The organism is Azospirillum agricola (assembly GCF_020005195.1).
GTDB classification, from domain to species: Bacteria; Pseudomonadota; Alphaproteobacteria; order Azospirillales; family Azospirillaceae; genus Azospirillum; species Azospirillum agricola.
This window is the reverse complement of sequence record NZ_JAIFZR010000004.1, coordinates 885,506-908,344: the sequence shown is the minus strand read 5'-3', so window position 1 is coordinate 908,344 and position 22,839 is coordinate 885,506. Positions and strand designations below refer to the sequence as shown.

Below are 22,839 nucleotides of genomic sequence, written 5' to 3'. Positions count from 1 at the left end.
GATCGGGGCATCACGACGCCGCCCGCGCAAGGGGCGGGGCGGGGGCGTCGGCCCTCTCCGTCTCCGCGATCACCCGGTCGAGCAGCGGCCCGACGACGCGCAGCGACGAGGGCGAGATGATGTCCTCGTGCGAGCAATGGTCGAGCCGGTGGACGGCGAGCCGCGCGACCCGGCCGGTCCAGCTCCCCTCCGGGTCGATCTCCGGCGGGATCGACCTCTCGGCGACGAACAGGGTCAGCTCGCCGTCGTAGGCGGGGGTCGCCGCCTTGGACAGCAGGGCCACCGCGTCCTTGTAGTTGTCGAAGATGTGGCCGAACATCTCCGCCTTCTCGCGGCGCAGGGAATCGTCCATCACGTCGGCCATGGCGTCGGCGATGAACTGCTCCTGCTCGCGCTCGGCGCCGAGGTTGGCGTCCTCGCGCCCCAGCCCGCTCCAGTCGTGCGCCTCCGCCGGGTAGGTGTCGAGCAGCCCGAGGAAGGCCACCCGCTCGCCCAGCCGCCGCAGCCGCACCGCGAGGCCGTAAGCGACGGTGCCGCCCAGGGAATAGCCGAGCAGGAAGTACGGCCCCTGCGGCTGCACCGCGCGCAGGATGGCGAGCTGGCGGTCGCACACCTCGTCCATCGTCGCGCTGAGCGCCACCGGGCCGTTCGGCCGCGGCGATTGCAGGCCGATGATCGGCCGGTCGCCCGACAGGTAGCGCGACAGCACGCTGTACTGCCACGCGATGCCGGAGCCGGGATAGACGCAGACCAGCGGCGGACCGGAGCCGTCGCGCAGGTGGATGACCGGCTCGAAGCCGTTGCGGGCGAGGTCGCCGGCCAGCTCTCCGCGGGCGAGATGCGCGGCCAGCCGGGCGACGGTCGGCGTCACCATGATCTGGCCGACGGCGATCTGCCGGCCGAGGTCGCGGCGGATGCGCGCCGCCAGCCGCATCGCCAGCAGCGAATGGCCGCCGATGGCGAAGAAATCCTCGTCGGCGCCGACCCGCCCGACCTCCAGCAGTTCGGCGAAGATCGCCGCCAGCCGGCTTTCCAGCCCCGGCGCCGGCTCCCGCCCGCCGGACCCGCCGGAACCAGTACGCGCGGCGTCCGGCGGGGGCAGCGCCTTGCGGTCGAGCTTGCCGTTGGCCGACAGCGGCAGCGCGTCCAGCCGCACATAGGCGGCCGGCACCATGTGGGCCGGCAGCGCCGCCTCCAGCGCGGCGCGCAAGGCGCCGGTGTCGAGATCTGCCCCGGCGGCGGGCACGACATAGGCGACGAGCTGGCGCTCGTCCATCCCGTCCCTTGCGGCGCCGGGCCTGGCGGCGCGTTCCCCGCCGAGCGTCACGGCCTGAACGACCGCCTGGGCGATTCCCGGCGTCCGCTCGATCACGCTCTCGATCTCGCCCAGCTCGATGCGCTGGCCGCGAATCTTGACCTGATGGTCGGTGCGGCCGAGATACTCGACCTCGCCGCTCGCCAGCCAGCGCGCCATGTCGCCGGTGCGGTACATGCGGCGGCCGTGGTCGAACGGGTCGGCGACGAAGCGGCCGGCGGTCAGGCCGGGCCGCCCGAGATAGCCGATGGCGAGCTGGTCGCCGCACAGATACAGCTCCCCGGCCGCGCCGACCGGCACCGGGCGCAGGCGATGGTCGAGGATGCGGAGCTGCGTGTTCCACACCGGCCGGCCGATCGGCACCCCGGCGCCCTCGGCCGGCAGGTCGCCGAAGGCCGGGCGGTGGGTGACGTCGACGGCGGCCTCGGTCGGGCCGTAGAGGTTGTGGAGTTCCGCCGTGAAGCGCCCGGAGAACTCGCGGGCCAGCGTCTTGCCCAGCGCCTCGCCGCTGCAAAAGACGCGGGTCAGGCTGGCGCAGACCGGGGCGTCAGGGCCGAACAGCTCGGTAACGGTCGCGGTGAAGACCGCCAGCATCGACGGCACGAAATGCATCGTGGTGACGCGGTGCGCGTCGATCAGCCGGACCAGGGCGGCCGGGTCGCGGTGGGCGTCGGGCGGCGCCATCGCCAGCCGGGCGCCCACCATGTGGGACCAGAAGAATTCCCACACCGAAACGTCGAAGCCGCAGGGCGTCTTTTGCAGGATCACGTCGTCGGCGCCCAGCGGGTACTCGTGCTGCATCCACAGGATGCGGTTGACGATGGCGCCGTGCGAGACCGCCACCCCCTTGGGTCGTCCGGTGGTGCCGGAGGTGTAGATGACGTAGGCCGGGTGCTCCGGCGTCAGCCCGTCGGCCAGCACGGAAAGATCCGTTTCGGCGTCGGCGTCGGCCAGGGCGTCGAACGCCAGCACGGGAACCGCGCCGCCGAACAGCGGGCGGGAAGCCGTGTCGGTCACCAGCGCGCGCGGCCTGGCGTCGTCCAGCATGAAGGCCAGCCGGTCCGCCGGATAGCCGAGGTCGAGCGGCAGATAGGCCGCCCCGGCCTCGATCACCGCCAGCAGCGACAGGCTGAGCCGTGCCGAGCGCGGCAACCCGACGGCCACCACGTCGCCGGTCCGCACCCCCATTGCCCGCAGCCGGCTGGCGAGATGCGTCACCTGTTGCCGCACCTCGCGGAAGGTCAGGCGGTGCGTGTCGTCGATCAGTGCCAGCGCGTCCGGCGTCCGCGCCGCCTGGGCGGCGAGCGCGTCGCGCAGCGTCAGCGGCGGCACCGGCCGCGCGGTGGCGTTGACCGCCGCGACGAGGCCGCGTTCCGCCGCCGTCCACAGCGGCAGGGCGGCGACCGGAGTTTCCGGCTGGGTCGCCAGCGCTTCCAGCACGCCGAGGATCCGCTTGGCCAAGGCATGAGGGTCGGCCACGGCGCCGCGATTCTCGACCAGCAGCGTCAGCTCGCGGCCGGGCAGCACCAGCAGGGCCAGCGGGTAGTGGCTGTAGCCCCGGTTGTGGATGCCGGTGATCGCCACCCCGTCCAGATCCAGGCCGAGATAGTCGCTGTCCGGGTAGTTCTCGACCACCAGCAGGGTGTCGAACAGCGGGCCGCCGCCGGCCAGCGCCTGGATCTCGGCAAGGCCCAGACCGTCATGCTCCATCAGCTCGACATGGCGGTCCTGGATGCCGGCGACCTGCGGCCAGAGCGGGGCGGCCGGGTCGAGGCGGACGCGCACGGGAACGGTGTTCAGAAGCAGCCCGACCTGCTCGGCTATGCCCGCCACGGCGCCCGAGCGGCCGGACAGCGGCGTGCCGAACACCACGTCGTCGCGCCCGGCCAGCCCGCTCAGCACCAGCCCCCACACCGCCTGCATCAGCGCGTTGACGGTCAGGCCGTCGCCACGGAGGCGGGCCAGCAGCGCGTCGGTCAGCGGCGCCGGCAGCGTCACCGCGCATTCCTCGACCGTGGCGGCGGGGGGCGCGCGGTCGAACAGGATGGTCGGCGTCGCGCCGTCGAGCGCCGTCCTCCACACCGCGCGGCTGGGGTCCCGGTCGCGGGCGAGGAGTTGCCCGACCACCGCCGGGTAGCCGACCGCCAGCGGTGGCAGGGGTTCGTCCGGCCGGCTGTAGGCGGTCAGCAGGTCGCGCAGGATCAGCGGGGTCGACCAGCCGTCCACGATCAGATGGTGGATGGCGATCAGCAGCCGGTGGCGGTCGGCGCCGTCGCGGACCAGCACCGCGCCCAGCAGGCCGAGGGCCCGGCCGGTCGCCCCGTCGCGGGCCACCAGCTCCGCCTCGATCCGCGCGTGTTCCGCCGCCCGCTCGGCCTCGCCGAGCGCGGCGAGGTCGTGCTCCCGCCACGGCCAGAGCGGCCGGTCGCCACCGGGAAGCGTTGGGGGCAGCGCCGGGATCAGGAACAGCGGCTCGTCGCGCCCCTCATGGTCGAACAGCCCGCCGAGCTGCGGATGGCGGCGCAGCACCGCGTCGAGCGCGCGTCGCAGCCGCCCGACGTCCAGCGGTCCGTCGAGGGCGAGCCGGGTGATCGCGTTGTAGACGCTGGCCCCGTCGCCGAGCTGGGTCTGGAACAGCATGCCCTTCTGCAAGGGCAACAGCGGCACCGCCGCCGCGAGCGCGCCATGGCGGGCGGTTAGCGCCGCCAGCTCCTCCGCCGGCAGGGCGAGGGACGGTGCCGCCGCCGGGACGGCCGGGGACATCGGCGTCAGCGCCAGCGCCATGCGCCGGGGGTCGCGGCCGGCGAAGACGTCGCGCGGCCGCAGCAGGAAGCCGTGGGCGCGCAGCTCGCTGCCGAGCGCGATGGCGGTGATGCTGTCGCCGCCCAGCGCGAAGAAGTCGGTCTCGGCCCCGACGGCCGTCCGCTTCAGCACCTTGGCCATCGCCCGGCACAGCAGCGCCTCCGCCGGGGTCGCCGGGGCGGATTCGCCCTGCGGCGCCGTGGGGACGGGCAGGCGGGCCTTGTCCACCTTGCCGTTGACGTTCAACGGGAAGGCGTCGAGCACCACCAGCGCCGAGGGCACCATATAGTCGGGCAGCGTCTCGCGCAGGCCGTGCAGCAGATCGCGGGACCGGCCGGCCCGCTCCGCCTCCGCCACCCCCGGCACGACGCAATAGCCGACCAGCCGGTGGCTGTCGTTCACCGCCTCGGTCAGCACCAGGGCGCCCTCGACGCCGGGCAGCCGTTGCAGGGCGCCCTCGACCTCCGGGATCTCGATGCGGTAGCCGCGCACCTTGATCTGGTGGTCGGCGCGGCCGATGAAGGCGACCTGACCCTCGCCGGTCCAGCGCACGAGGTCGCCGGTGCGGTACATCCGCTCGCCCGCGCGGAAGGGGTTGGCGACGAAGCGCTGGGCGGTCAGGCCGGGCCGCCCGACATAGCCGGCCGCCAGCCCGGCCCCGGCGATGTACAGCTCGCCGACCGCGCCGACGGGCACCGGATGCAGGTGGCGGTCGAGGATGTGGACGCGGACGTTGCCGACCGGCCGGCCAACCACCGGATCGTCGGAGGCGTCGACCGGCGCCCGCAGCGTGTCCACCGTGTTCTCGGTCGGGCCGTAGAGGTTGCAGGCCATCAGGTCCGGGTGGCGGCGGAGTTCCGCCCACAAAGCGGGGGAGGCCGCCTCGCCGCCGATCAGGATCACGGTCGGGTGGTGGCGGCCCGGCGCCATCAGGTCGCAGGCCAGCATCTGCGCGCAGAAGGAGGGCGGCAGGTCGAAGGCGTCGATGCCGCGCCGGTCGGTCTCCTCGGCCAGGGCGTAGGCGTCGCGCCGCATCTCCTCGTCGAAGACGTGCAGCTCCTGCCCCAGCAGCATCCAGAAGATCTGGAGCCAGGAGGAATCGAAGGCGAGGGAGTGGGTGTGGGCGGCGCGCAGCGCCCGGCCGGGGTTGCGCCGCGCGAAGGCGGTGAGCGCCGGACCGTAGAGCGTGCCGCTGTGCGACAGCAGCAGGTTCAGCAGGGCGCCGTGGGTGTTCATCACCCCCTTCGGCCGGCCGGTCGAGCCGGAGGTGAAGATGATGGTGGCGACCCCGTCGGCCGTCAGCGGCCCCGTCCGCTCCGCCGCCGCGACCGGCGCGCCGGGCAGCGCGGCGCAGGCGGCGAGGATCTCGGGGTCGTCGAGGCACAGCGTGTCGGGCCCGGCCGGCAGGCGGCCGGCGACGGCCCGCCAGGACAGGGCGCAGCGCGGGCCGGCGTCCTCGCACATCATGGCGAGCCGCTCGGTCGGGTAATCGAGGTCGAGCGGCAGATGGGTGGCGCCGCTCGCCAGCACGGCGAGCATGGCGACCACCGCGTCGGCCGAGCGCGGCACCGCCACCGCCACCACGTCGCCGGGACCGACACCGCGAGCGATCAGCAGCCGGGCGACGCGGGCGGCGCAGCGTGACAGTTCGCCGAAGGACAGCGCCGTGTCGCCGAAGACCAGGGCGGTGGCGTCGGGCGTCTCCGCCGCCTGCCGGTTCAGCACATCCACCAGGGTGGCGGGCTGCGACGGCGGAGCGAAGACCGGCCCGGCCGACCAGCCGGCGATGGCGGCGGCCTCGTCGGCGTCGAGCAACGGCAGGCGGGCGGGCGGTTCGGCGCCGGGACGCAAGCCGGCGTCGAGCAGGTGGATCAGGCGGCGGGCGTGGCGGACCAGATCCGCGCGGTCGTAGCGGCTGCGGTCGGCGCGCAGCTCCAGCGCGACGCGCTCGCCCTGGGTCAGCAGCCCGAACTCGAAATCATCGACCGGGCCGGTGGCCAGATGGTGGGTGATCGCGGCGATGCCGGCGAAATCCAGATCGGTGTCGAACATCCGGTAATTGACGACCGGGCCGTACAGCGCCTTGCCCGAGCCGACCTGACCGAGGTCGCGGGGGATACGCTCGGCGTCGTAGCGCTGGTGGCGCCGCGCCTCCTTCAGCGCGGCGCGGACCCGGCCGGCGGCGTCCAGCAGGCTCGCCGTTCCCGTCAGGTCGATGCGCACCGGCAGCACGTTGACCACCGGCGCCACCGAATGGATCGCCACCGATCCCATCCGCCGCATGAAGGGCATGCCGACCACCGGGGCCGGCTCGCCGGACAGCCGGTGCAGGTAGACGGCGATGGCGGCCATCAGCAGGTCGGCCACCGCGACGTTGCCGGCCTGGGCGTGGTCCCGCAGGGTGGCGGTGAGGGCCGACGGCAGGTCGGCGGTGTGGGCGACGACCTCCGAGGTCGCCTGCTGCTCGGTCGGCTTGGCGCCGCGCGCCGACAGGGTGAGGGGCGGCGGAAAATCGCGGCAGCGCTCGGTCCAGAAGGCGCGGTCGCGGGCGAAGGCGTCGGACGCTGCGTAGGCCGCCTCCTCCTCGACCACCGCCGCGACGGGAACGAAGGGGGACTCGCCGGCGGGGGCGTCGGCGCACAGCGCGCTGTAGAGGCCGGCGATGCGGCGGGTCAGCGCGTTGAAGCTGAAGCCGTCGAGCATGATGTGGTGGTAGCGCTGGTACCAGATCCAGCGCGGCGCCCCCGCGGACGACAGGTCGAACAGGATTTGCCGGCACAGCGGGCGCTCGCCGTCGGCCGCCAGATCCCCGGCGAGGTCGGACTCCATCAGCGTCCGGGCGGCGGCCTCGGGATCGGGCGCCGCCGTCAGGTCGATGCGTTCCGGTTCGGGGACGGTGTGGCCTTCATTCCCCATGGTCTGGACCGGAACGCCGTCCCGCTCGCCGAAGCGGGCGGTCACGGTGTCGGCCTCGGCGAGCCCGAGACGGATCGCCCGCGCCAGCCGGTCGGCGTCGATGGGGCCGGGCAGCTCGATGGCGTGCGCGATGACGTAGGCGTTCTTGGCGACGGCGACGTGATCCGCCAGCCAGATGCCGAGCTGCGTGCCCACCAGGGGAATGTGCCGCATGGCCGTGTCCTGTTCGTCGTGTTGTGCGGAGCCGGGCGATCAGGCGCCGGCGGGGGCGAGGCCGGCGGGGGTGAGCCCGGTCCAGGCGGATTCGACGTGCTCCAGGCAGGCGGCGCGCTCGGCCGGCCCGAAGACGGTCCGCCAGCCCTCCGGCACGGCGGCGAAGACCGGCCACAGGCTGTGCTGCCGGGCCTCGTTCACCAGCACGAGGAAGGCGAGGCGGTCGTCGTCGAACGGGTTGACGTAATGCTCGTTGGTCATGCGGTCCTCGGATCCGTTGGGGTGTTGGCGGAGCGCTCGGAAAGCGTCACGCCGCGAGCGTCGCGCCGCCGTCGACCAGGATGTCGGCGAGCGTGATGTGCCCGGCGGCGGGGGAGGCGAGGAAGGCCACCGTCTCGGCGATGTCGCGCGGGGTCGCCAGCTTGCCCAGCGGGATGCCGACCTTGTACTGGGCGGGATTGCCGCGGATGGTGGCCGCCGCCCCCTCCGGCCCGGTCCACATGGCGCGCTGCATCGGCGTGTCGGTGGAGCCGGGCGACACCACGTTGCAGCGCACGCCATACTCGGCCAGTTCCAGCCCGGCGGTCAGGGTCAGGCTGGTCAGCGCCGCCTTCGACGCCCCGTAGGCCGCCATGCCGACGCGGGGCACTCGCGCCGCGTTGGAGGAGACGCTGACGATGCAGCCCCGGCGGTTGCGCTTGAAGGTCGGAATCGCCGCCCGCATCATGTGGAACGGGCCGGAAAGGTTGACCGCCAGGCTGTCCGCCCAATCCTCCCCGCTCAACGCGTCGAGCGCGCCGAGCCGCAGGATGCCGGCGACGTTGACCAGCACGTCGGGCTCGCGGCCCTCCGCGACCAGCGCGCCGCAGGTCTCCGCGACGGCGGCGGCGTCCGCGATGTCGAGCGTCACCGCGCGGAAGGGCCGGCCGCCGGCTTGGCCGGCCGCGTCCCACGCCCGGTCGAAGCCGACGACTGCGGCGCCGCGCGCGTGGAAGATCTCCGCCACCGCCAGCCCGATGCCCTGGTTGGCGCCGGTCACCCAGACGGTCTGCCCCTGGAAGAGCGTCATGTCGGCGCTCCCGCTCAGGCCGGGACGGCCAGCTTGGCCCGCAGCAGCGCCCACCAGCCGTCGATGGTCGGGCGCGCCGCCAGCTCGGCGAAGCCGATCTCGATGCCGGCCGCCTTCCAGCCGTTGACGAGCTGCATCACCGTGATCGAATCCAGCCCGAAATCGAGCAGATTGTCGGCGTCCCCCGGCGCCTCGTCGAGCGCTGCGGCCAGAATCCGCCGCAGCCCCTCCTTCGTCAGCGCCTCGGGCGCCGGCTCCAGCAGGGCGCTGGAATGGAGGGTGCGGCCGGCGTTGCGGGCGACGTAGCGCAGCGCCATCAGATGGTCCTCGCGCGTGAAGTCGGCGATGGCGTCGGCGATCAGGAAGGGCTTGATGCCGCGCATGAAGGCCTCGACCGCCGTCTGCATCACGCCGATGTGGCCGTAGACGCCGCAGATCAGCAGCTGGTCGCGCCCGCTCTCCGCCATCATCTCGGCGAGCGGCGCGCGGAAGAAGGCGCTGTAGCGCCATTTGGTCAGCACGCGGTCGTCGGCGTCGGGGCGGAGCGCCTCGACCACGCCGGCCAGCGCCGGCTTGGCGGTCAGCCCCGGCCCCCACAGGTCGTTCAGAAGTCCACGGTCGGCGTCGGACTGTTCGGCCGGCTGGGCGGTGTAGACGACCGGCACGCCCTGCGCCTTCAGGTGGCGCTTGAGCTTGGCGATGGTGGCGATGCAGGAGTCGATGGCCGGGTTGGCCGGGCCGAAGAACTCCACGAAGTAATCCTGCATGTCGTGGATCAGCAGCACCGCGCGGGCCGGATCGACGGTCCAGGACACCTTGTCCTGGGGCAGTTCCCCGGACGTCGGCAGGGCGTAGGGGGCGATGGATCGGATGGTCATGATGCGATGGTTCCCGTGGAGACCGGCCGTTCAGGCGGGGACGGAGGTTTGTTCGGCGATCGTCTGGGCGGCGTCCCGCTTCAGCCGGTCGCGCAGACTCTGCTTGTCGATCTTGCCGACCGCCGTCTTGGGCAGCTCGGTGACGAAGACGAAGCGGTCGGGCAGTTTGTAGTCGGCCAGCCCGCGCTCGCGCAGGAAGCGCCGCAACTCCGACGGCCGGGTGTCGGACGGCGCGAGCAGGAAGGCGCAGGAGCGCTCGCCCATCAGCGGATCCGGCATGGCGACCACCGCCGCGTGGCGCACCGCCGGGTGGCCGGCCAGCACGTCCTCGACCTCCTGCGCGTCGATCTTCTCGCCGCCGCGGTTGATCTGGTCCTTGCTGCGGCCGCAGACGATCAGGTTGCCGTCGGGGGTCCGGCTGACCAGATCGCCGCTGCAATAGAAGCCGTCGGCGTCGAAGACGCGGGCGTTGTGCAGGTCGGCCTTGTAGTAACCCCGGAAGGTGTAGGGGCCGCGCGTCCACAGTTCCCCGGCCTCGCCGGGGGCGACCGGATGGCCGGCGGGGTCGAGGATGCGGACCTCGTCGTCGGCGCTCATCGGCCGGCCCTGGGTGTTGACGATCGTCCAGTCGTCGTCGTCGAGCCGCGTGTAGTTGACCAGCCCCTCGGCCATGCCGAAGACCTGCTGCAAGCGGCAGCCGAGCCGCTCCGCCACCCGCTCCGCCACCGCGGCGCTCAGCTTGGCGCCGCCGACCTGGACGATTTCCAGGCTTGACAGGTCGCGGTCGGTGCGGCCGGCCTCCTCCAGCCAGAGCGACAGCACCGGTGGCACCAGCGCCGCCCAGGTGACGCGGTGGGCCTCGATCAGCGCGAAGCAGGTCGCCGGGCCGGGGTCGCCGGCCATCACCACCGCGCCGCCGGCCAGGAAGACGCCCAGAGCGCCCGGCGAGCTGAGGGTGAAGTTGTGCGGCGCCGGCAGGGCGCAGAGGAAGCGGCAGGAGGAGTCCAGCCCGCAGACCTCGACGCTCTGGCGGACGCTGTAGAGATAGTCGTTGTGGGTGCGCGGGATCAGCTTCGGCGTCCCGGTGCTGCCGCCGGAGAGCTGGAAGAAGGCCAGCCCGGTCGGGTCGATGGCGGGATCCGGGGTGGCGCCCTCCGTTGCCGCCAGCGGCGCGTCGTCGGCCCAGGCGAACCCGCCCAGGCATTCCTCCGGCGTCCGCTCCGCCCCGTCGAGCAGCAGCACTCGCTCCAGCCCGACGCTTTCGCCCAGCGCCGCCAGCAGCGAGCCGGGCCGTTCCCCGGCCGGATCCTCGGCGACCAGCGGGTGGCTGCGCGCCAGCACGGCGACGCGCGGCTCGATCTGGCGGGCGTAGGCCAGCAGCTCGAAGGCGCCGTGGTTGTTCAGCGCGTTGACCGGCACCGCGCCGCATTTCAGCAGCGCGAAGAAGACGAGGTGGAACTCCGCGCGGTTCGGCAGCTGGACCAGCGCCGTGTCGCCGGGCCGCAGCCCGCGCGCCTGGAACGCGCAGGCCAGCCGGTCGGACAGGCGCTCGACGTCGGCGTAGCGGAAGCGCCGTTCGCCGCACAGGATGGCCGGGGCCAGCGCGGCCTTGCCGGTGTGGCGGGAGATCACGCTGGTCAGCGGCTCGTCCCGCCAATAGCCCTTCGCGCGGTAGAGGGCGGCCGTCTCTTGCGGCCAGGGGGTGTAGGGAACGCTCACGACGCCAGCTCCACCGAATTGCCGGCCTTGGCGGACGCGTTCACCCCGAACAGGTTCAGCATGGTGGCGAGCTTCGCGGCGGTTTCCGCCCATTCGGCCGAGGGGGTCGAGTCGGCGACGACCCCGGCGCCGGCGTAGAGCCGCAGATGCCGCCCGCTGACCACGCCGCAGCGGATGGCGAGCGCCCATTCGCCGTTGCCGACGCTGTCCATCCAGCCGACCATGCCGCCGTACCAGTTGCGGGAATAGCCTTCGAGCAGCCTGATCGCTTGCTGCGCCAGATCGGTCGGCGTGCCGCAGATCGCCGGGGTCGGGTGCAGCGCGTGGGCGAGGCGCAGCGGCGACACCATCGGGTCGGCCAGTTCGCCGCTCAGCTCGGTGGACAGGTGCAGCATGGTCGGCGTGCGGATCACGCTCGGCTCCGGGGGCACGGTCAGGGCGGTGCAGTGGCCGGCCAGCGCCGCGCGCACGCCGTCGACGACGTAGCGGTGCTCGATCTGGTCCTTGGCCGAGCCGAGCAGCGCCTGGATGCGCCGCTTCTCCTCCTCCGCCGACGGGCTGCGCGGGGCGGAGCCGGCCAGCGGGTTGCTGACGACGCTGCGGCCGGTCTTGCGGATCAGCAGCTCCGGGCTGGCGCCGATCAGCGTCCCGTAGGCGACGGGAACCGAGAAGACGTAGGCGCCGGGATTCTGCCGGAGCAGCGCGTGCATCAGGCGGCGCGGCGCGAAGGGCTGGCGCGCCTCGATGTCGAGCGGACGCGACAGAACGACCTTGCGCAGATCGGTCGAGCCGAGCAGGGCGAGCGCGCGGGCGACCGAGCCTTCGTAAGCGGCGCGGTCGATCGTCTCGGCGACCGTGGCGATGTCGGGCGGGGCGTCGTTGGCGGCGTCGGGCACCAGGCGGGCGGCGTCGACGAACGCGTGGCGTCGCGGGATGAAAAGCTGCGCCGGCAGGCGGCCGTCGAAGGGCACGGCGCCGACCAGGATCGGGTTGTCGATCCCTTGGGCCTTGCGCTTGCGGAAGGCGCGCTCAAGCGCCGCGTCCCACGAGCCGTCGGCGTAGGAGCGGTCGTCGAGGGCGACGGGCAGCCGTTCGTCGACGCCGTACGCCTTCAAGACCCGTCCTCTCGACGCGAAGGCGAAGTCCGGATCGGAGCGGTCGCCGCCGGGCGGCTCTTCCCCGGCGGGCAGATGAATAACGTCCATGGGCACCGAACCTCCACTGGCCGTCCGCAAGCGTGGGAACGGCCGATGTCAACGTGGGTCTGGGAAGCGCGCCGCTGTCGGAACTGGATGGGCGCACGGAAAACCGCCCGGCGTGGCCGGCGGCGCAATCTTGGAGGAACGCGTATATATGCAAATGATTCTTATTATCATAATAAGAAGAACCCCTATTGCGCGCAAGTGAATAATGAATGACTCGCAATAGGACGTTTTCTCGGCAAAACCTCTCTTGCCGGGACCGGGCATCACCCGGTCCGGTGGCGGCCTTCCGACGGTCTAGGGCGTGCCGGCCTGCGGGCGCGGCCGGCGCGTGGCGTGGCCGGCGAGGGCGCGCAGCCGGTCGGCGGCGCGGAAGACCAGCGACAGCGTGACCGGCAGCACGCTGATGGTCACGAGGCTGGAGAACAGCAGCCCGAACAGCACCACCAGCCCGATTCCCCGGTACAGCTCGGTGCCGGCGCTGGGAATCAGCACCAGCGGAATCAGCCCGAAGATGGCGGTGACGGTGGAGATCATGATCGGGCGCAGGCGGGTGCGCAGCGCCTCCTCCACCGCCCCGGCGATGGCCATGCCCTTGATGTTGCGGTTCTCCGCCGCGCGCTCGACGATCAGGATCGGGTTGTTGACCACCGTGCCGACCAGCACCAGGAAGCCCAGCATGGTCAGCACGTCGAAGGGCTGCGGTGGCAGGCCCCACCGGGCGGCGGCGGCGTTGTAGAGCCACAGCCCCACCAGCCCGCCGCCGATGCCGGTCGGCACCACCGCCATGATGATCAGCGGGTAGCCCCAATGGGCGAAGACCGCGACCAGCACCAGATAGGCGATGGCCGCCGCCAGCAGGAAGCCGCCGGTCATGGCGGAGCGGATCTCGTCGAGCGAGCCGCCGGCCCCGCTGATGCGGGTGGCGATGCCGTCGGGGATCACCCCCTCGGAGCGCAGCCTGGCGACCAGTTCGTCGCGCACCTGGGCGATTCCGGTCTCCAGCGCGACGGCGGGCGGCGGCATCAGCGTCAGGGTGACGGTGCGCAGCCCGTCGATGCGCGCGATGCTGGACGACCCGACGGTCTCCCGCAGCTCGGCGAGGCTGGACAGCGGCACCGGCGCGCCGCGTCCGGTGTGCAGCACCAGATTCTCGAAATCGGAACGGTCGCGCCCGGCCTCGCCGGAGACCCGCAGGTAAATGTCGAGCTTCTCGTCGTTCAGCATGTATTCGTCGGCGAAGGCGCCGTCCGAATAGGCGCGCAGCGTGTAGCCCAGCTCGGTCAGGCCGATGCCGAGGTCGCTGGCGCGCTCCCAGTCGGGGTGCAGCTCCAGGAAGGGCTGCGACATGGCGAGCGTCGGTGGCGACGGGTCGCTGTTGACCTGCCCGCCGGCGAACAGCGCGCCGGCGCGGTCGAGCACCGTCAGCGCGGTGGCGTAGAGCGTGCGCACGTCGCCGCCGCTCAGCTCCAGCCGGATCGCCCGCGAGCCGCCGGCGTTGCCGGAGAAGATCGAGCCGCGCGCCGCGAAGCCCCGCATGCCGGGGATCGCGCGCAACTGGCCGGTGATCGACCCGATCAGCGCCTGGCTGTCGGCCCCGGAGGCCGGTTCGGAGACGAAACGCAGGAAGCCGGGGCGGATGAAGCTGAGATTGACGGCCAGCGGCGGGACGCCGCCGACGGTGCCGCTCGCCGGATCGGCGCCGACCTGTCCGCTCAAGGCGGGATCGATCCGCTCCCAGATGCCGAGCATGGTGTCCATGTTGTAGCCGGGCGGCGCCGACATGAAGCTGAAGACCGTCGCCTCCTCGCCCTCCGGCAGATACTCGGCCGGCGGCACCATGTGCAGGAGGACGCCTACCACCGCCGCGACGGTCAGGCCGAGCAGCGCCAGCTCCCGCCAGACGCCGCGCAGGATCCAGCGCACGCCGGCCGCCGTCGCCGCGGTGAAGGCGGCGCCGAAGCGGCCGAGCCCGCCGCTGCCCGGCAGGGTCGGCGCGATCGACCAGCGGGCGGCCGCCATCGGCACGATGGTGATCGACACCAGCATCGACACGACGATGGCGCCGGAGATGGCGACGGCGATGTCGGAATAGAGCTGTCCGGCCTCCAGCTGGAGGAACAGCACCGGCAGGAACACCATGACGGTGGCCAGCGTCGAGGACAGGATCGCCGGCCACACCTCGCGGACGCCGTCGAGCGTCGCGGCGGCGCGCGCCTTGCCCTGCTCCAGATGGCGGCCGATGTTGTCGAGCGCCACGATGCTGTTGTCGAGCGTCATGCCGATGGCGAGCGCGATGCCGGACAGCGAGATGACGTTGATGCTGCGGCCCGCCGCCGCCAGCACCAGCAGGGTCGCGAGCACGCAGACCGGCATGCCGGCGGCGGCGATCACGGTCGCCGGCAGCGAGCGCAGGAACAGCAGCAGCACCAGCGCCGCCAGCCCGCCGCCGAGCACCAGATTCTCGACGACGTTGCGGATCGCCTGCTCCATGTAGCGCACGTCCTCGGACAGCAGCCGCATGGTCAGCCCGCGCTCCTTCAGGGCGTGGCGGTTCAGATCCTCGACGGCGTCGCGCACCGCGTCGCGCACGGCGATCACGTTGGCGCCGGCCTGCTTGCCGATGCCGATCAGCAGGGTCGGCCTGCCGTCGGCGAAGGCGAGGCTGCGCGGCTCCTGCGTCGCCATCGCCGCCTCGCCGACGTCGCGCAGCCGGATGTAGCTGTCGCCCTCGCGCGCGACGATCAACTCGTTCAGCGCGTCGAGATCGGCGAAGCGGCCGATGGTGCGCAGGAAGTAGCGGCGCTTGCCGAACTCCTTGTCGCCGCCGGAGACGTCGCGGTTGCGCTGGCGGATGGCGTCGCGCACCAGGGCGACGTTGAGCCGCCGCGCCGCCAGCTTCAGCGGGTCGAGCCGGACATGGATCTCCTGCGCCGCGCCGCCGATCACCTCGGCCGCCGCCACGCCGGGCAGCCGCTCCAGCCGGGGGCGCAGGACGTTCTCGACCCAGTTGGTCTCGCGCTGGATGGGCGCGTCGTCCACCGCCCCCGCCAGCCGCTCGATTCCGTAATAGAGGAAGGGGTCGTCGGAGGCCGACTGGGCGAGGATGCGCGGGCGGTCGACCGTCTCCGGGTAGTCGGTCACCTGCGACAGCGCGTTGTCGATGTGGATCATCGCCTCGTTGACGTCGACGCCCGGCGGGAACTCCAGTTCGACGCTGCCGCTGCCGAACTCGGCGCTGGAGGACAGGCGGCGCAGGCCGGGGATGGCGCGCAGGTATTTCTCCTGCTCGACCAGGATCTCCTGCTCGACGTCCTGCGGCGTGGCGCCGGGCCAGCTGGTCTCGACGCTGACCACGCGCGGGCTGACGTCGGGGATCATCTGCACCGGCAGGCGCAGCACCGACACCACCCCCAGCAGGCACAGGATCAGGATGCCGATCAGGACGACCAGGGGATGAGCGAGGACGAGGCGGAACATGCGTCTTTCCCCTCAGCCCAGCGTCTCGGGCACGACCGGCTGGCCGGGGCGCAGCCCCTCGTTGCCCTGCACGACGACCAGATCGTCGGGACGCAGGAAATCGCCGCCGTCGGGGGCGGCGATCTCGACCCAGCCGCCGGCATGGCGGCCGGTGCGCACCTCGACCGGCCGGGCGGTGGCCGGGGCGCCGTCGCCGCCCGATCGCACCACCCAGACGCGGGCGCCGCCGTCGGCCTTGCGAACCACCGCGTCGGCGGGGACCTGCAAGGCCGCGTCGTCGCGGCCGTGGTCGAGCGCGAAGACCACGCGGGCCGACATGCCCGGCATCAGGGCGCCCGTCGGGTTGGGCAGGCCGATGTGGACCAGGAAGCTGCGGCTGACCGGATCGGCGGCGGGGACGATCCGCTCGACGCTGGCCGCGATGCCCCCGGCTCCGTCCCGGTTCCCGCCGCTGCCTTCGGCGGCGAGGACGGTGACGGGGGTGCCGGCGGCGATGCGGCCGAAATGGCGTTCCGGCACCGCGACGTCGACGCGCAGCGGGTCGGTGCCGGTCAACCGCAGCACGGCGCCACCGGTGCCGACCCACTGGCCGCGCTCGGCCTGGCGGCCGGTGACGGCGCCGGCGAAGGGGGCGGCCAGGGTGTGGTGCCGCAACCGCTCGCCCTGGATGGCGACGGCGGCGCGGAGCTGGCTGACGCGGGCCTCCTCGATGGCGGCCTGCGCCGTCTGGGTCTGCGACTTCGAGCGTGAAACGCTCTGGGTCCCGGCCAGCGTCTCCGCCTCGCGGGCGAGGCGCCGGGCGTCGCGGTGGAGATGCTCGGCCTCGCGCAGGGAATGCTGCAACCGCTCCAGCTCCAGCCGGGCGACGGTGTCGTCGAGCCGCAGCAGCGGCTGCCCGGCCTCGACCCGGTCGCCGGCCTCGACCAGCAGTTCGGCGACGTGGCCCTCGACCTGCGGGGTCAGCGCGCTGCTGCGCGGCGCCACGAGGTTGCCCGGCAGTTGCAGCGTGTGGCGCAGCGGGGCGGCGACCACCGCCGCGACCTTCACCCGCATCTGCGCCGCCGCCGGAACGGCGGCGGCCGGCAGGACCAGCAGGCCCAGGGACAGGCACAGGATGGTTGGCAGCGCGGGCTTCATGGTCGGTTCCGTGGAATGGTGAGGCGGTTCGGTTCAGTCGCCCTGCGCCCCGGCCAGCGCCGGGTCAGCCAGCGCTGGGTCGGCCAGGGGCGCCCGCCGCACGGCGGGGAGCAGGGCGGTCATCAGCCCGCAGAGCGCCAGCGCCGACAGGCCGAACAGCAGGATGCCCCCGGCCGGCGACAGCAGCGTCGCCAGCAGGCCGAGGCCGAGCGTTCCGGCGCTGTCGCCGAAGACGTCCTGCGCGGTCCACAGGCTGTTGACGCGGCCGAGGAAATGGTCGGGCGTGTGGCCCTGCACGATGGTGTATTGCAGCAGCGAGGCGATCGAGACCGCGTAGCCGAACAGCACCAGCGCCGGCAGCGCGACGAACAGGCTGCCGCCGGCCCCCAGCGCCGTCACGCAGGCGAAGGCGCCCATGCACACGAGGCTCATGGTCAGGCCGGGCCGCGCCACGCGCGTCGCCCAGCCGCTGAGCGCCGCCCCCAGCGTCGCCCCGACCGGCACCGCCGAATAGAGCAGCCCGACCGCGAAGGCGCCGCCGCCATAGACGTCCTGCGCCAGCGCCGGGAACAGCACGCGGATGGCGGTGGTGAGAGTCATCAGGCTGCCGAGCCCGACCACCCCCAGCACGACCGGGTGGCCGAACAGGAAGCCGAAGGCGTCGGCCAGCATGCGCAGCGGGTGCCGGACCTCCCCGGCGTCGGGCATCATGCGCGGCAGTCCCAGCAGGGTCAGCACGGTCAGGCCGGTGCCGACGGCGGTGCCGACATAGGCCCAGCCGACCCCGGCCGAGGCGATGACCAGCCCGCCGAGCGCCGGCGAGACGATGGTCGCGAAGCGCATGGTCAGCATGCCGAGCGCGCGGGCCTGCATCAGGTTGGCGCGGCCGACGATGTGCGGCATCGCCGCCATCAGGGCGTTGACGCCGAGCGCGCCGAAGAAGCCGTCCCAGAAGGACAGGGCGTAGACCGCCGCCAGCGACGGCGACGGCAGGAAGCTGTTGACCGCCAGCCCGACGAATCCCAGGCCGCAGACGCTGCGCGCGATCAGGATCAGGCGGCGGCGGTCGTGCCGGTCGGCGAGCACGCCGCCGAGCAGCAGGCCGATGAACATGCCGACGCCGTCGCAGGCCACGGCCAGCCCGACCGCGGCGCTGGAGCCGGTCATCCCGTAGACCTGGACCGGCACCGCCACCGCCAGCAGCCCGAGCCCGAGCAGCGAGATGGTGCGGGCGACCAGCAGGCGGCGGAACTGGACGTTGGTCCGCAGCAGGCTGCAATCGACGAAGAGGTTCGACAGCGTCATCGGCCAAGCTCCGCCGCGTTCGGCGTTGGGTATGGAAAGGGACGCGGCCCCATCCCGCCGCCGGCCAGGATGGGGAACCGGAACGAACGTCCGGGACGGGGCCGCGAGGCGTTGCCGGATCGGAACCGCCGGATCAGAACCGGTAGTTGGCGCTGACGTAGTAGTTCCGCCCCAGCTCGTGGGTCTGGAAGCGGGGGGTCTTCTCGGTCAGGATGACGTTGGTGATGTTCTTGACGCCGGCCTGGAGGCGGATGGCGTCGTTGACGTCGCCGGTGACGCCGAGGTCGAAGGTGGTGTAGCCCGGAACCTTGTTGGTCACGTTCGTGCCGCCTTCGAACTGCGGGCCGGTGTAGTGGGCCGACGCCGCCACGCTCAGATCGTCGAGCGCCTGCCAGGTCAGGGTGCCGTGGGCCTTGTGCGCCGGACGGTTCTCCAGCGTGCCGCCGGTGATCTTGTTCTTGGCGTGCAGGTAGGCGTAGTTGCCGTTGAAGGTCAGGCCGGAGATAATGTCGAACGAACCGGCGATCTCCAGGCCGCTGAGGTCGACCTTGTTGATGTTGGTGTAGTTGCGCTGGACAAGGACCGGATCATAGGTCGGGTCGATCATGTCCTTGACCTTGTTCTTGAAGACGACGGCGTTGACGTCCCAGGTCTTCTCGCGGATCTCGAAGCCAACCTCGTAGTTGGTGCTCTCTTCCGGCTTCAGGTTCGGGTTGCCCGACAGGAAGCAGCGGCCGCCGCAGCTGATGACCCGGTATTCCGGGTTGAGCTGGTAGGCGTCCGGCGCCTTGTAGCCCTGGCTGACGCCGGCCTTCAGCGACATCTTGTCGGTGACGCGGTAGACGAGGTTGGTCCGGCCGGTGAACTGGCCGCCGAAGATCTCGTGGTGGTCGTAGCGGCCGCCGACGGTGACGATCAGCGCGTCGGTCAGGTTGACGGCGTCCTGGAGGTAGGCCGCCTTCTGCGTGATCTCCGACTTTCCGCTTGTCACGTAGGTGGCGGGATCCTCGATGGTCTGCTTGCGGTATTCGGCGCCGGCCGTCAGGTTGTTGAAGCCGAGCGCGAAGTTGGTGCGGCCGTGCAGGAACAGGTTCTTCTCGGACAGGGACCGCTGCCGGGGCGCGTTGTAGCTGGAGTTGTAGTCGTCGATGTCGGCGTTCTCGTAGTTCGCCTCCAGCATCGTGGTGCCCCAGCCCCATTTGCCGGTGTGGCTGAGGGCGAAGGTGTTCCGCTTGACGTCCTGGTCGCTGTAGGACGGAACGGCGTCGTAGATGTTGTACGGGCGTTCGTCGTGGTTGTAGGCGTAGGAGAAGTCCAGGATCTGGCTTTCGGTCGCCTCCCAGCGCAGCGCGGTCCGCATGTCCTTGAGATTCTTCTTCTCGTAGATCGGGACTGTGCCGTTGTTCTTGGAGCCGTGGTACCAGGGCTGGCGGTTGTACAGCTCGCCGGCGATCGAGGCCGACAGCTTCTCGGTGATCGGGCCGGCGCCGTACAGGTTCAGGCGATACTGGTTGCCGTCCTTGCCGGGATCGACCAGACGGTATTCGGCGCCGACGCTGCCGGTCCATTTGTCGGACGGCTTCTTGGTGATGATGTTCACCACGCCGCCCATGGCGTCCGAGCCGTAGAGCGCCGACATCGGGCCGCGCACCACCTCGACCCGCTCGATCGCCGACAGCGGGACCGCGTGGTAGTCGAAGTCGCTGCCGCGCCACAGGGCGTCCGACGAGGAGATGCGCTTGCCGTCGACCAGCACCAGCGTGTAGTTGGCGCCCAGGCCGCGGATCACCACCTCGTCGCGGCCGAGATTGTCGGCGTTGTCGTTGATGCCGACCGTCTGGCGCAGGATGTCGGGCAGGCCGTTGGACGGCCCCTTGTGCTCGATGTCCTCCGACGTGATGACGGTGGTGAAGGCCGGCGCGGTCAGCGTGCTCTGCTCCGTGCCGCTCGCGGTCACCGTCACCGGCCCCAGCGTCTGGGTGGCCTGCGAGGCATCGCTCTGGGCGAGCGCCGCCGGGCTGAGGCCGGCCAAGGGGCCCGCCACCGCCGCCGCGATCAGAATCTTGCCAAGCCCGGCGCCCGCCGTTTCCGCGCGCGCCTCTTCTTTTGCACACGCCCCCGCTGTGCAGTCGATCATGTCCGTTTACCCCTGTTTGATAGACCTAAAAACGCAAATGCGACTCAATCGCATATTCCCGCACCGCTTGTTATCGCATATCCATTTTCGCAGCAAGGGTTATGACGTTCGGTCGGAAATAAATTTGCAATCTAATGCGTTGGATATCCGCCCGCTGAAAAATCGAGGCTCGATCATGGCAGGGGAACAGGCTGCCCCGCCGTCGTAATCACGGGGGTCGGCAAAGTCAGGCCATGCGCGTCGGCCGATCTGTATTGGATGATGTTTATGGGTTGTGGATTCTGATCATTCGGCTGCTTTCATGGAAACGGGGTTGACGATTCCCGACCAGACGCTGTCGCGCGGCCCCTGCTGGACGCGGCGTCCGGTGGCGCGCGCCAGACCGGCGAACCCGGCGGCGCCGGCCAGCGCGACCAGATCGACGGCGATCAGCTCGGTGGAGGCCCACAGCCCCAGGCCGGGCACGGCCAGGGCCAGCAGGCTGGTGAGGGGAATGGCGGCGGTCGTGGCGGCGGCCATCCACAGCAGCTCGCTTCCCGCCCTGGCGGCGCCGCGGGCGAAGGCCCAGGCGCAGGAGGCGAGGAACACCGCGTAGTAGACGCCGTAATGCCAGGCGTTGAGATCGGTCACGAGGCCGTTCAGCCATTTGCCGGCGGCGATGGTCAGCGACAGCCCGCCGACGCAGCCCAGGCAGACGCCGACGGTGCCGGCGGCGAGCAGGGCGGTCGAGCGGCTCTGCGCCACCGGCCCGCCGGCCCGCCGTTCGGTCCTGCGGCGCGATTCGATCCACAGCAGGTTGCCCGAATAGAACAGGAAGGCGCCGGCCAGACCGAGGAGGAAATAGGTCCAGCGCACCACGCCGCCGCCGAAGCTGCCGAAATGCAGGGCGAAGAAGGCCGACACCATGGCCGACCAGGACCCCTGGTGGCCGGGCATGTATTCGGTGTCGATGACCGCCCCGCTGGTGGCGCTCATCAGCACGAAGCCTTCGCGGCGCACCAGACGACGGGGATCGTGGCCCCACACGCGCACCGTGGCGCTGCGGGTGTTGGCGTCGTGGTATTCCAGGCGGACCGGGATGAAGTCCGGGGAGAGCGCCTTGGCGCGCGCCAGGAATTCGATCGGCGGCAGCATGGCGGCCGGCTGCGGATCCTTCCTCACCGCGCGGAAGGGGCTGCTTTCCATCATCACCGTCCGCATCCGCCCGCCATAGACCGCCTCGTCGAGCGCGTCGTAGATCTGGTCGTGCAGCCCGAACACCACCGCCGACAGGGCGATGACGATGTGGAAGGGCAGGCTGACGATGCCGACGATGTTGTGCGCGTCGAGCCACATCCGCTTGAGGTTGCGGCCGACCCGCAGGACGAGGAAATCCTTGACCAGCGAGGGCAGCAGCACGATGACGCCGGAGACCAGCGCCACCACGTAGAGCGCGCTCGCCACCCCGGTCACCATGGTGCCGATGTCGAGGTCGCCGGGGACGCCGACGGTGCGGTGGACGATGTCGACCAGCATGCCGACCCCGGACGGGTCGAGCTGCTCGATTCCGACCGTGCCGTCGGGTTGGAGCGTCGCCGACCAGGGGGCCGGATCGTAGCGCATCGACTCCCAGGTCAGGCGCAGCGGCTGTTCCCCGGCCACGCCGCCGTCGCCATGCTCCAGCGCCAGCGTGAAGTCCCTCGCCGCGTTGGGGCGGAGCGCCAGGGTGGCGGCGATCAGCTCGTCGGCCCGCTCCAGCGCCAGCGGCGTCACCGCGGAGGGTGGCGTGACCCAGCGCTCCAGCGGTTCCTTGAACATGGTCAGGGCGCCGGCGTAGAAGGCGATGAACAGGATCAGCCCGGTCACGATGCCGGTCCAGCTGTGGACCGTCCGGTAGAGGCGGACAATGTCGGCGCGCATGGGCGGGCTCCGGAATTCAGGCCGTCGGGGGCGGGCGGTCATTGGGCGAGGGTGCGGGCGGCGTGCAGCGCGGCGTAGGCGAGCAGATTTGCTCCCCCCAGCCAGAGCCAGGCGCGCAGGCCGCTGCGGAACAGGAAGCAGAAGCTGACGACGCCGAGCCAGATCGGCGCCACCATCCACATGTTGAACTGGATCTTGTTCAGCGCCCTGGGACCGCCGGGACCGGCCCAGGCGAACAGCCCGGACAGGGCGATCGCCAGGGTGAAGCCGAGCAGCGTGCCGGCCAGGCTCTTGCTCCACCAGTCGGGGCGGATGGGCGGACGGGGGCGCGGGGTGGCGGCGGTCATCGCTCACGCCCTCTTCGACAGGACGGGCAAGGCGACGGCGACGAAGGGCAGGGCGGTGAACAGCGCCATCGCCACGGTCAGGCTGGTGAACAGCGCCGTGACCGGATGCTGGACCATCGACCACAGCAGGCCGCCGGACAGCAGCGCCATGCCCCCGACGAGGCGGCTGGGCCAGGCCGGCCAGGTCTCCCTCACCCATTGCTGGCGCGGCGCCGCGAGATACACGCTGAGCGCGCCGGCGGCCGTGCAGACAAGGGCCAGAAGTTGAATGATGGCGTCAGCCATGGAATCCGCCTCCACGCAAACCGCGACAGTCTCAAGCGATGAACATTCCAGCCCTTCTGCCTACTCCCGGCTGAAATCGCAAGTGATTCTTAATTGCGGGTGCGGTGCGTCATGGTGCCGCGGATGGTTCGCCGG

13 protein-coding genes are annotated in these 22,839 nt (G+C 71.8%); all 13 read right to left on the bottom strand.

Annotated elements, in window-relative coordinates; all coding sequences use genetic code 11:
* Positions 1 to 10: 10 nt before the first annotated feature.
* A complete protein-coding gene (locus JN22_RS12870) occupies positions 11 to 7,246 on the bottom strand; it encodes a non-ribosomal peptide synthetase (RefSeq protein ID WP_085554284.1) in 7,236 nt (2,411 codons plus the stop codon).
* Positions 7,247 to 7,285: 39 nt separating this feature from the next.
* A complete protein-coding gene (locus tag JN22_RS12865) occupies positions 7,286 to 7,507 on the bottom strand; it encodes an MbtH family protein (protein ID WP_085554283.1) in 222 nt (73 codons plus the stop codon).
* Positions 7,508 to 7,553: 46 nt separating this feature from the next.
* A complete protein-coding gene (gene dhbA, locus JN22_RS12860; protein ID WP_085554282.1) occupies positions 7,554 to 8,315 on the bottom strand; it encodes a 2,3-dihydro-2,3-dihydroxybenzoate dehydrogenase in 762 nt (253 codons plus the stop codon).
* A 14-nt stretch (positions 8,316 to 8,329) separates the two neighbouring features.
* A complete protein-coding gene (locus JN22_RS12855) occupies positions 8,330 to 9,193 on the bottom strand; it encodes an isochorismatase family protein (protein WP_085554281.1) in 864 nt (287 codons plus the stop codon).
* Positions 9,194 to 9,223: 30 nt separating this feature from the next.
* Positions 9,224 to 10,912 carry a (2,3-dihydroxybenzoyl)adenylate synthase gene (locus tag JN22_RS12850; RefSeq protein WP_179166141.1) on the bottom strand — a complete coding sequence of 563 codons (1,689 nt, stop codon included), beginning with the start codon at positions 10,910 to 10,912 and terminating at the stop codon, positions 9,224 to 9,226.
* Positions 10,909 to 12,117, bottom strand: coding sequence for an isochorismate synthase (locus tag JN22_RS12845; protein WP_085554279.1), 1,209 nt, complete (start codon positions 12,115 to 12,117; stop codon positions 10,909 to 10,911). The genes JN22_RS12850 and JN22_RS12845 overlap by 4 nt, the downstream gene beginning before the upstream one ends.
* Positions 12,118 to 12,411: 294 nt before the next feature.
* Positions 12,412 to 15,594 (bottom strand): efflux RND transporter permease subunit, encoded by a 3,183-nt coding sequence (locus JN22_RS12840; protein ID WP_085554278.1) that lies wholly within the window; start codon positions 15,592 to 15,594, stop codon positions 12,412 to 12,414.
* Between the two features lie 12 nt (positions 15,595 to 15,606).
* Positions 15,607 to 16,731, bottom strand: a complete 1,125-nt coding sequence (locus tag JN22_RS12835; protein ID WP_085554277.1) for an efflux RND transporter periplasmic adaptor subunit — start codon at positions 16,729 to 16,731, stop codon at positions 15,607 to 15,609.
* A gap of 33 nt (positions 16,732 to 16,764) precedes the next feature.
* Positions 16,765 to 18,036, bottom strand: a complete 1,272-nt coding sequence (gene entS / locus JN22_RS12830) for an enterobactin transporter EntS (RefSeq protein WP_179166140.1) — start codon at positions 18,034 to 18,036, stop codon at positions 16,765 to 16,767.
* A gap of 133 nt (positions 18,037 to 18,169) precedes the next feature.
* Entirely contained in the window at positions 18,170 to 20,173 is a 2,004-nt protein-coding gene (locus JN22_RS12825) for a TonB-dependent receptor domain-containing protein (protein ID WP_143268278.1), read from the bottom strand.
* Positions 20,174 to 20,458: 285 nt separating this feature from the next.
* Positions 20,459 to 22,072 carry a PepSY-associated TM helix domain-containing protein gene (locus JN22_RS12820; RefSeq protein ID WP_085554276.1) on the bottom strand — a complete coding sequence of 538 codons (1,614 nt, stop codon included), beginning with the start codon at positions 22,070 to 22,072 and terminating at the stop codon, positions 20,459 to 20,461.
* Between the two features lie 38 nt (positions 22,073 to 22,110).
* A complete protein-coding gene (locus JN22_RS12815; RefSeq protein WP_085554275.1) occupies positions 22,111 to 22,419 on the bottom strand; it encodes a hypothetical protein in 309 nt (102 codons plus the stop codon).
* Between the two features lie 3 nt (positions 22,420 to 22,422).
* Positions 22,423 to 22,704, bottom strand: coding sequence for a hypothetical protein (locus tag JN22_RS12810; protein WP_085554274.1), 282 nt, complete (start codon positions 22,702 to 22,704; stop codon positions 22,423 to 22,425).
* Positions 22,705 to 22,839: the final 135 nt, after the last annotated feature.

Excerpts from the sequence above, each read along its gene's own strand:
- JN22_RS12870 (WP_085554284.1), bottom strand. The coding sequence starts at position 7,246 with ATGCGGCACATTCCCCTGGTGGGCACGCAGCTCGGCATCTGGCTGGCG.
- JN22_RS12865 (WP_085554283.1), bottom strand. The coding sequence starts at position 7,507 with ATGACCAACGAGCATTACGTCAACCCGTTCGACGACGACCGCCTCGCC.
- dhbA (WP_085554282.1), bottom strand. The coding sequence starts at position 8,315 with ATGACGCTCTTCCAGGGGCAGACCGTCTGGGTGACCGGCGCCAACCAG.
- JN22_RS12855 (WP_085554281.1), bottom strand. The coding sequence starts at position 9,193 with ATGACCATCCGATCCATCGCCCCCTACGCCCTGCCGACGTCCGGGGAA.
- JN22_RS12845 (WP_085554279.1), bottom strand. The coding sequence starts at position 12,117 with ATGGACGTTATTCATCTGCCCGCCGGGGAAGAGCCGCCCGGCGGCGAC.
- JN22_RS12840 (WP_085554278.1), bottom strand. The coding sequence starts at position 15,594 with ATGTTCCGCCTCGTCCTCGCTCATCCCCTGGTCGTCCTGATCGGCATC.
- JN22_RS12835 (WP_085554277.1), bottom strand. The coding sequence starts at position 16,731 with ATGAAGCCCGCGCTGCCAACCATCCTGTGCCTGTCCCTGGGCCTGCTG.
- entS (WP_179166140.1), bottom strand. The coding sequence starts at position 18,036 with ATGACGCTGTCGAACCTCTTCGTCGATTGCAGCCTGCTGCGGACCAAC.
- JN22_RS12825 (WP_143268278.1), bottom strand. The coding sequence starts at position 20,173 with ATGATCGACTGCACAGCGGGGGCGTGTGCAAAAGAAGAGGCGCGCGCG.
- JN22_RS12820 (WP_085554276.1), bottom strand. The coding sequence starts at position 22,072 with ATGCGCGCCGACATTGTCCGCCTCTACCGGACGGTCCACAGCTGGACC.
- JN22_RS12815 (WP_085554275.1), bottom strand. The coding sequence starts at position 22,419 with ATGACCGCCGCCACCCCGCGCCCCCGTCCGCCCATCCGCCCCGACTGG.
- JN22_RS12810 (WP_085554274.1), bottom strand. The coding sequence starts at position 22,704 with ATGGCTGACGCCATCATTCAACTTCTGGCCCTTGTCTGCACGGCCGCC.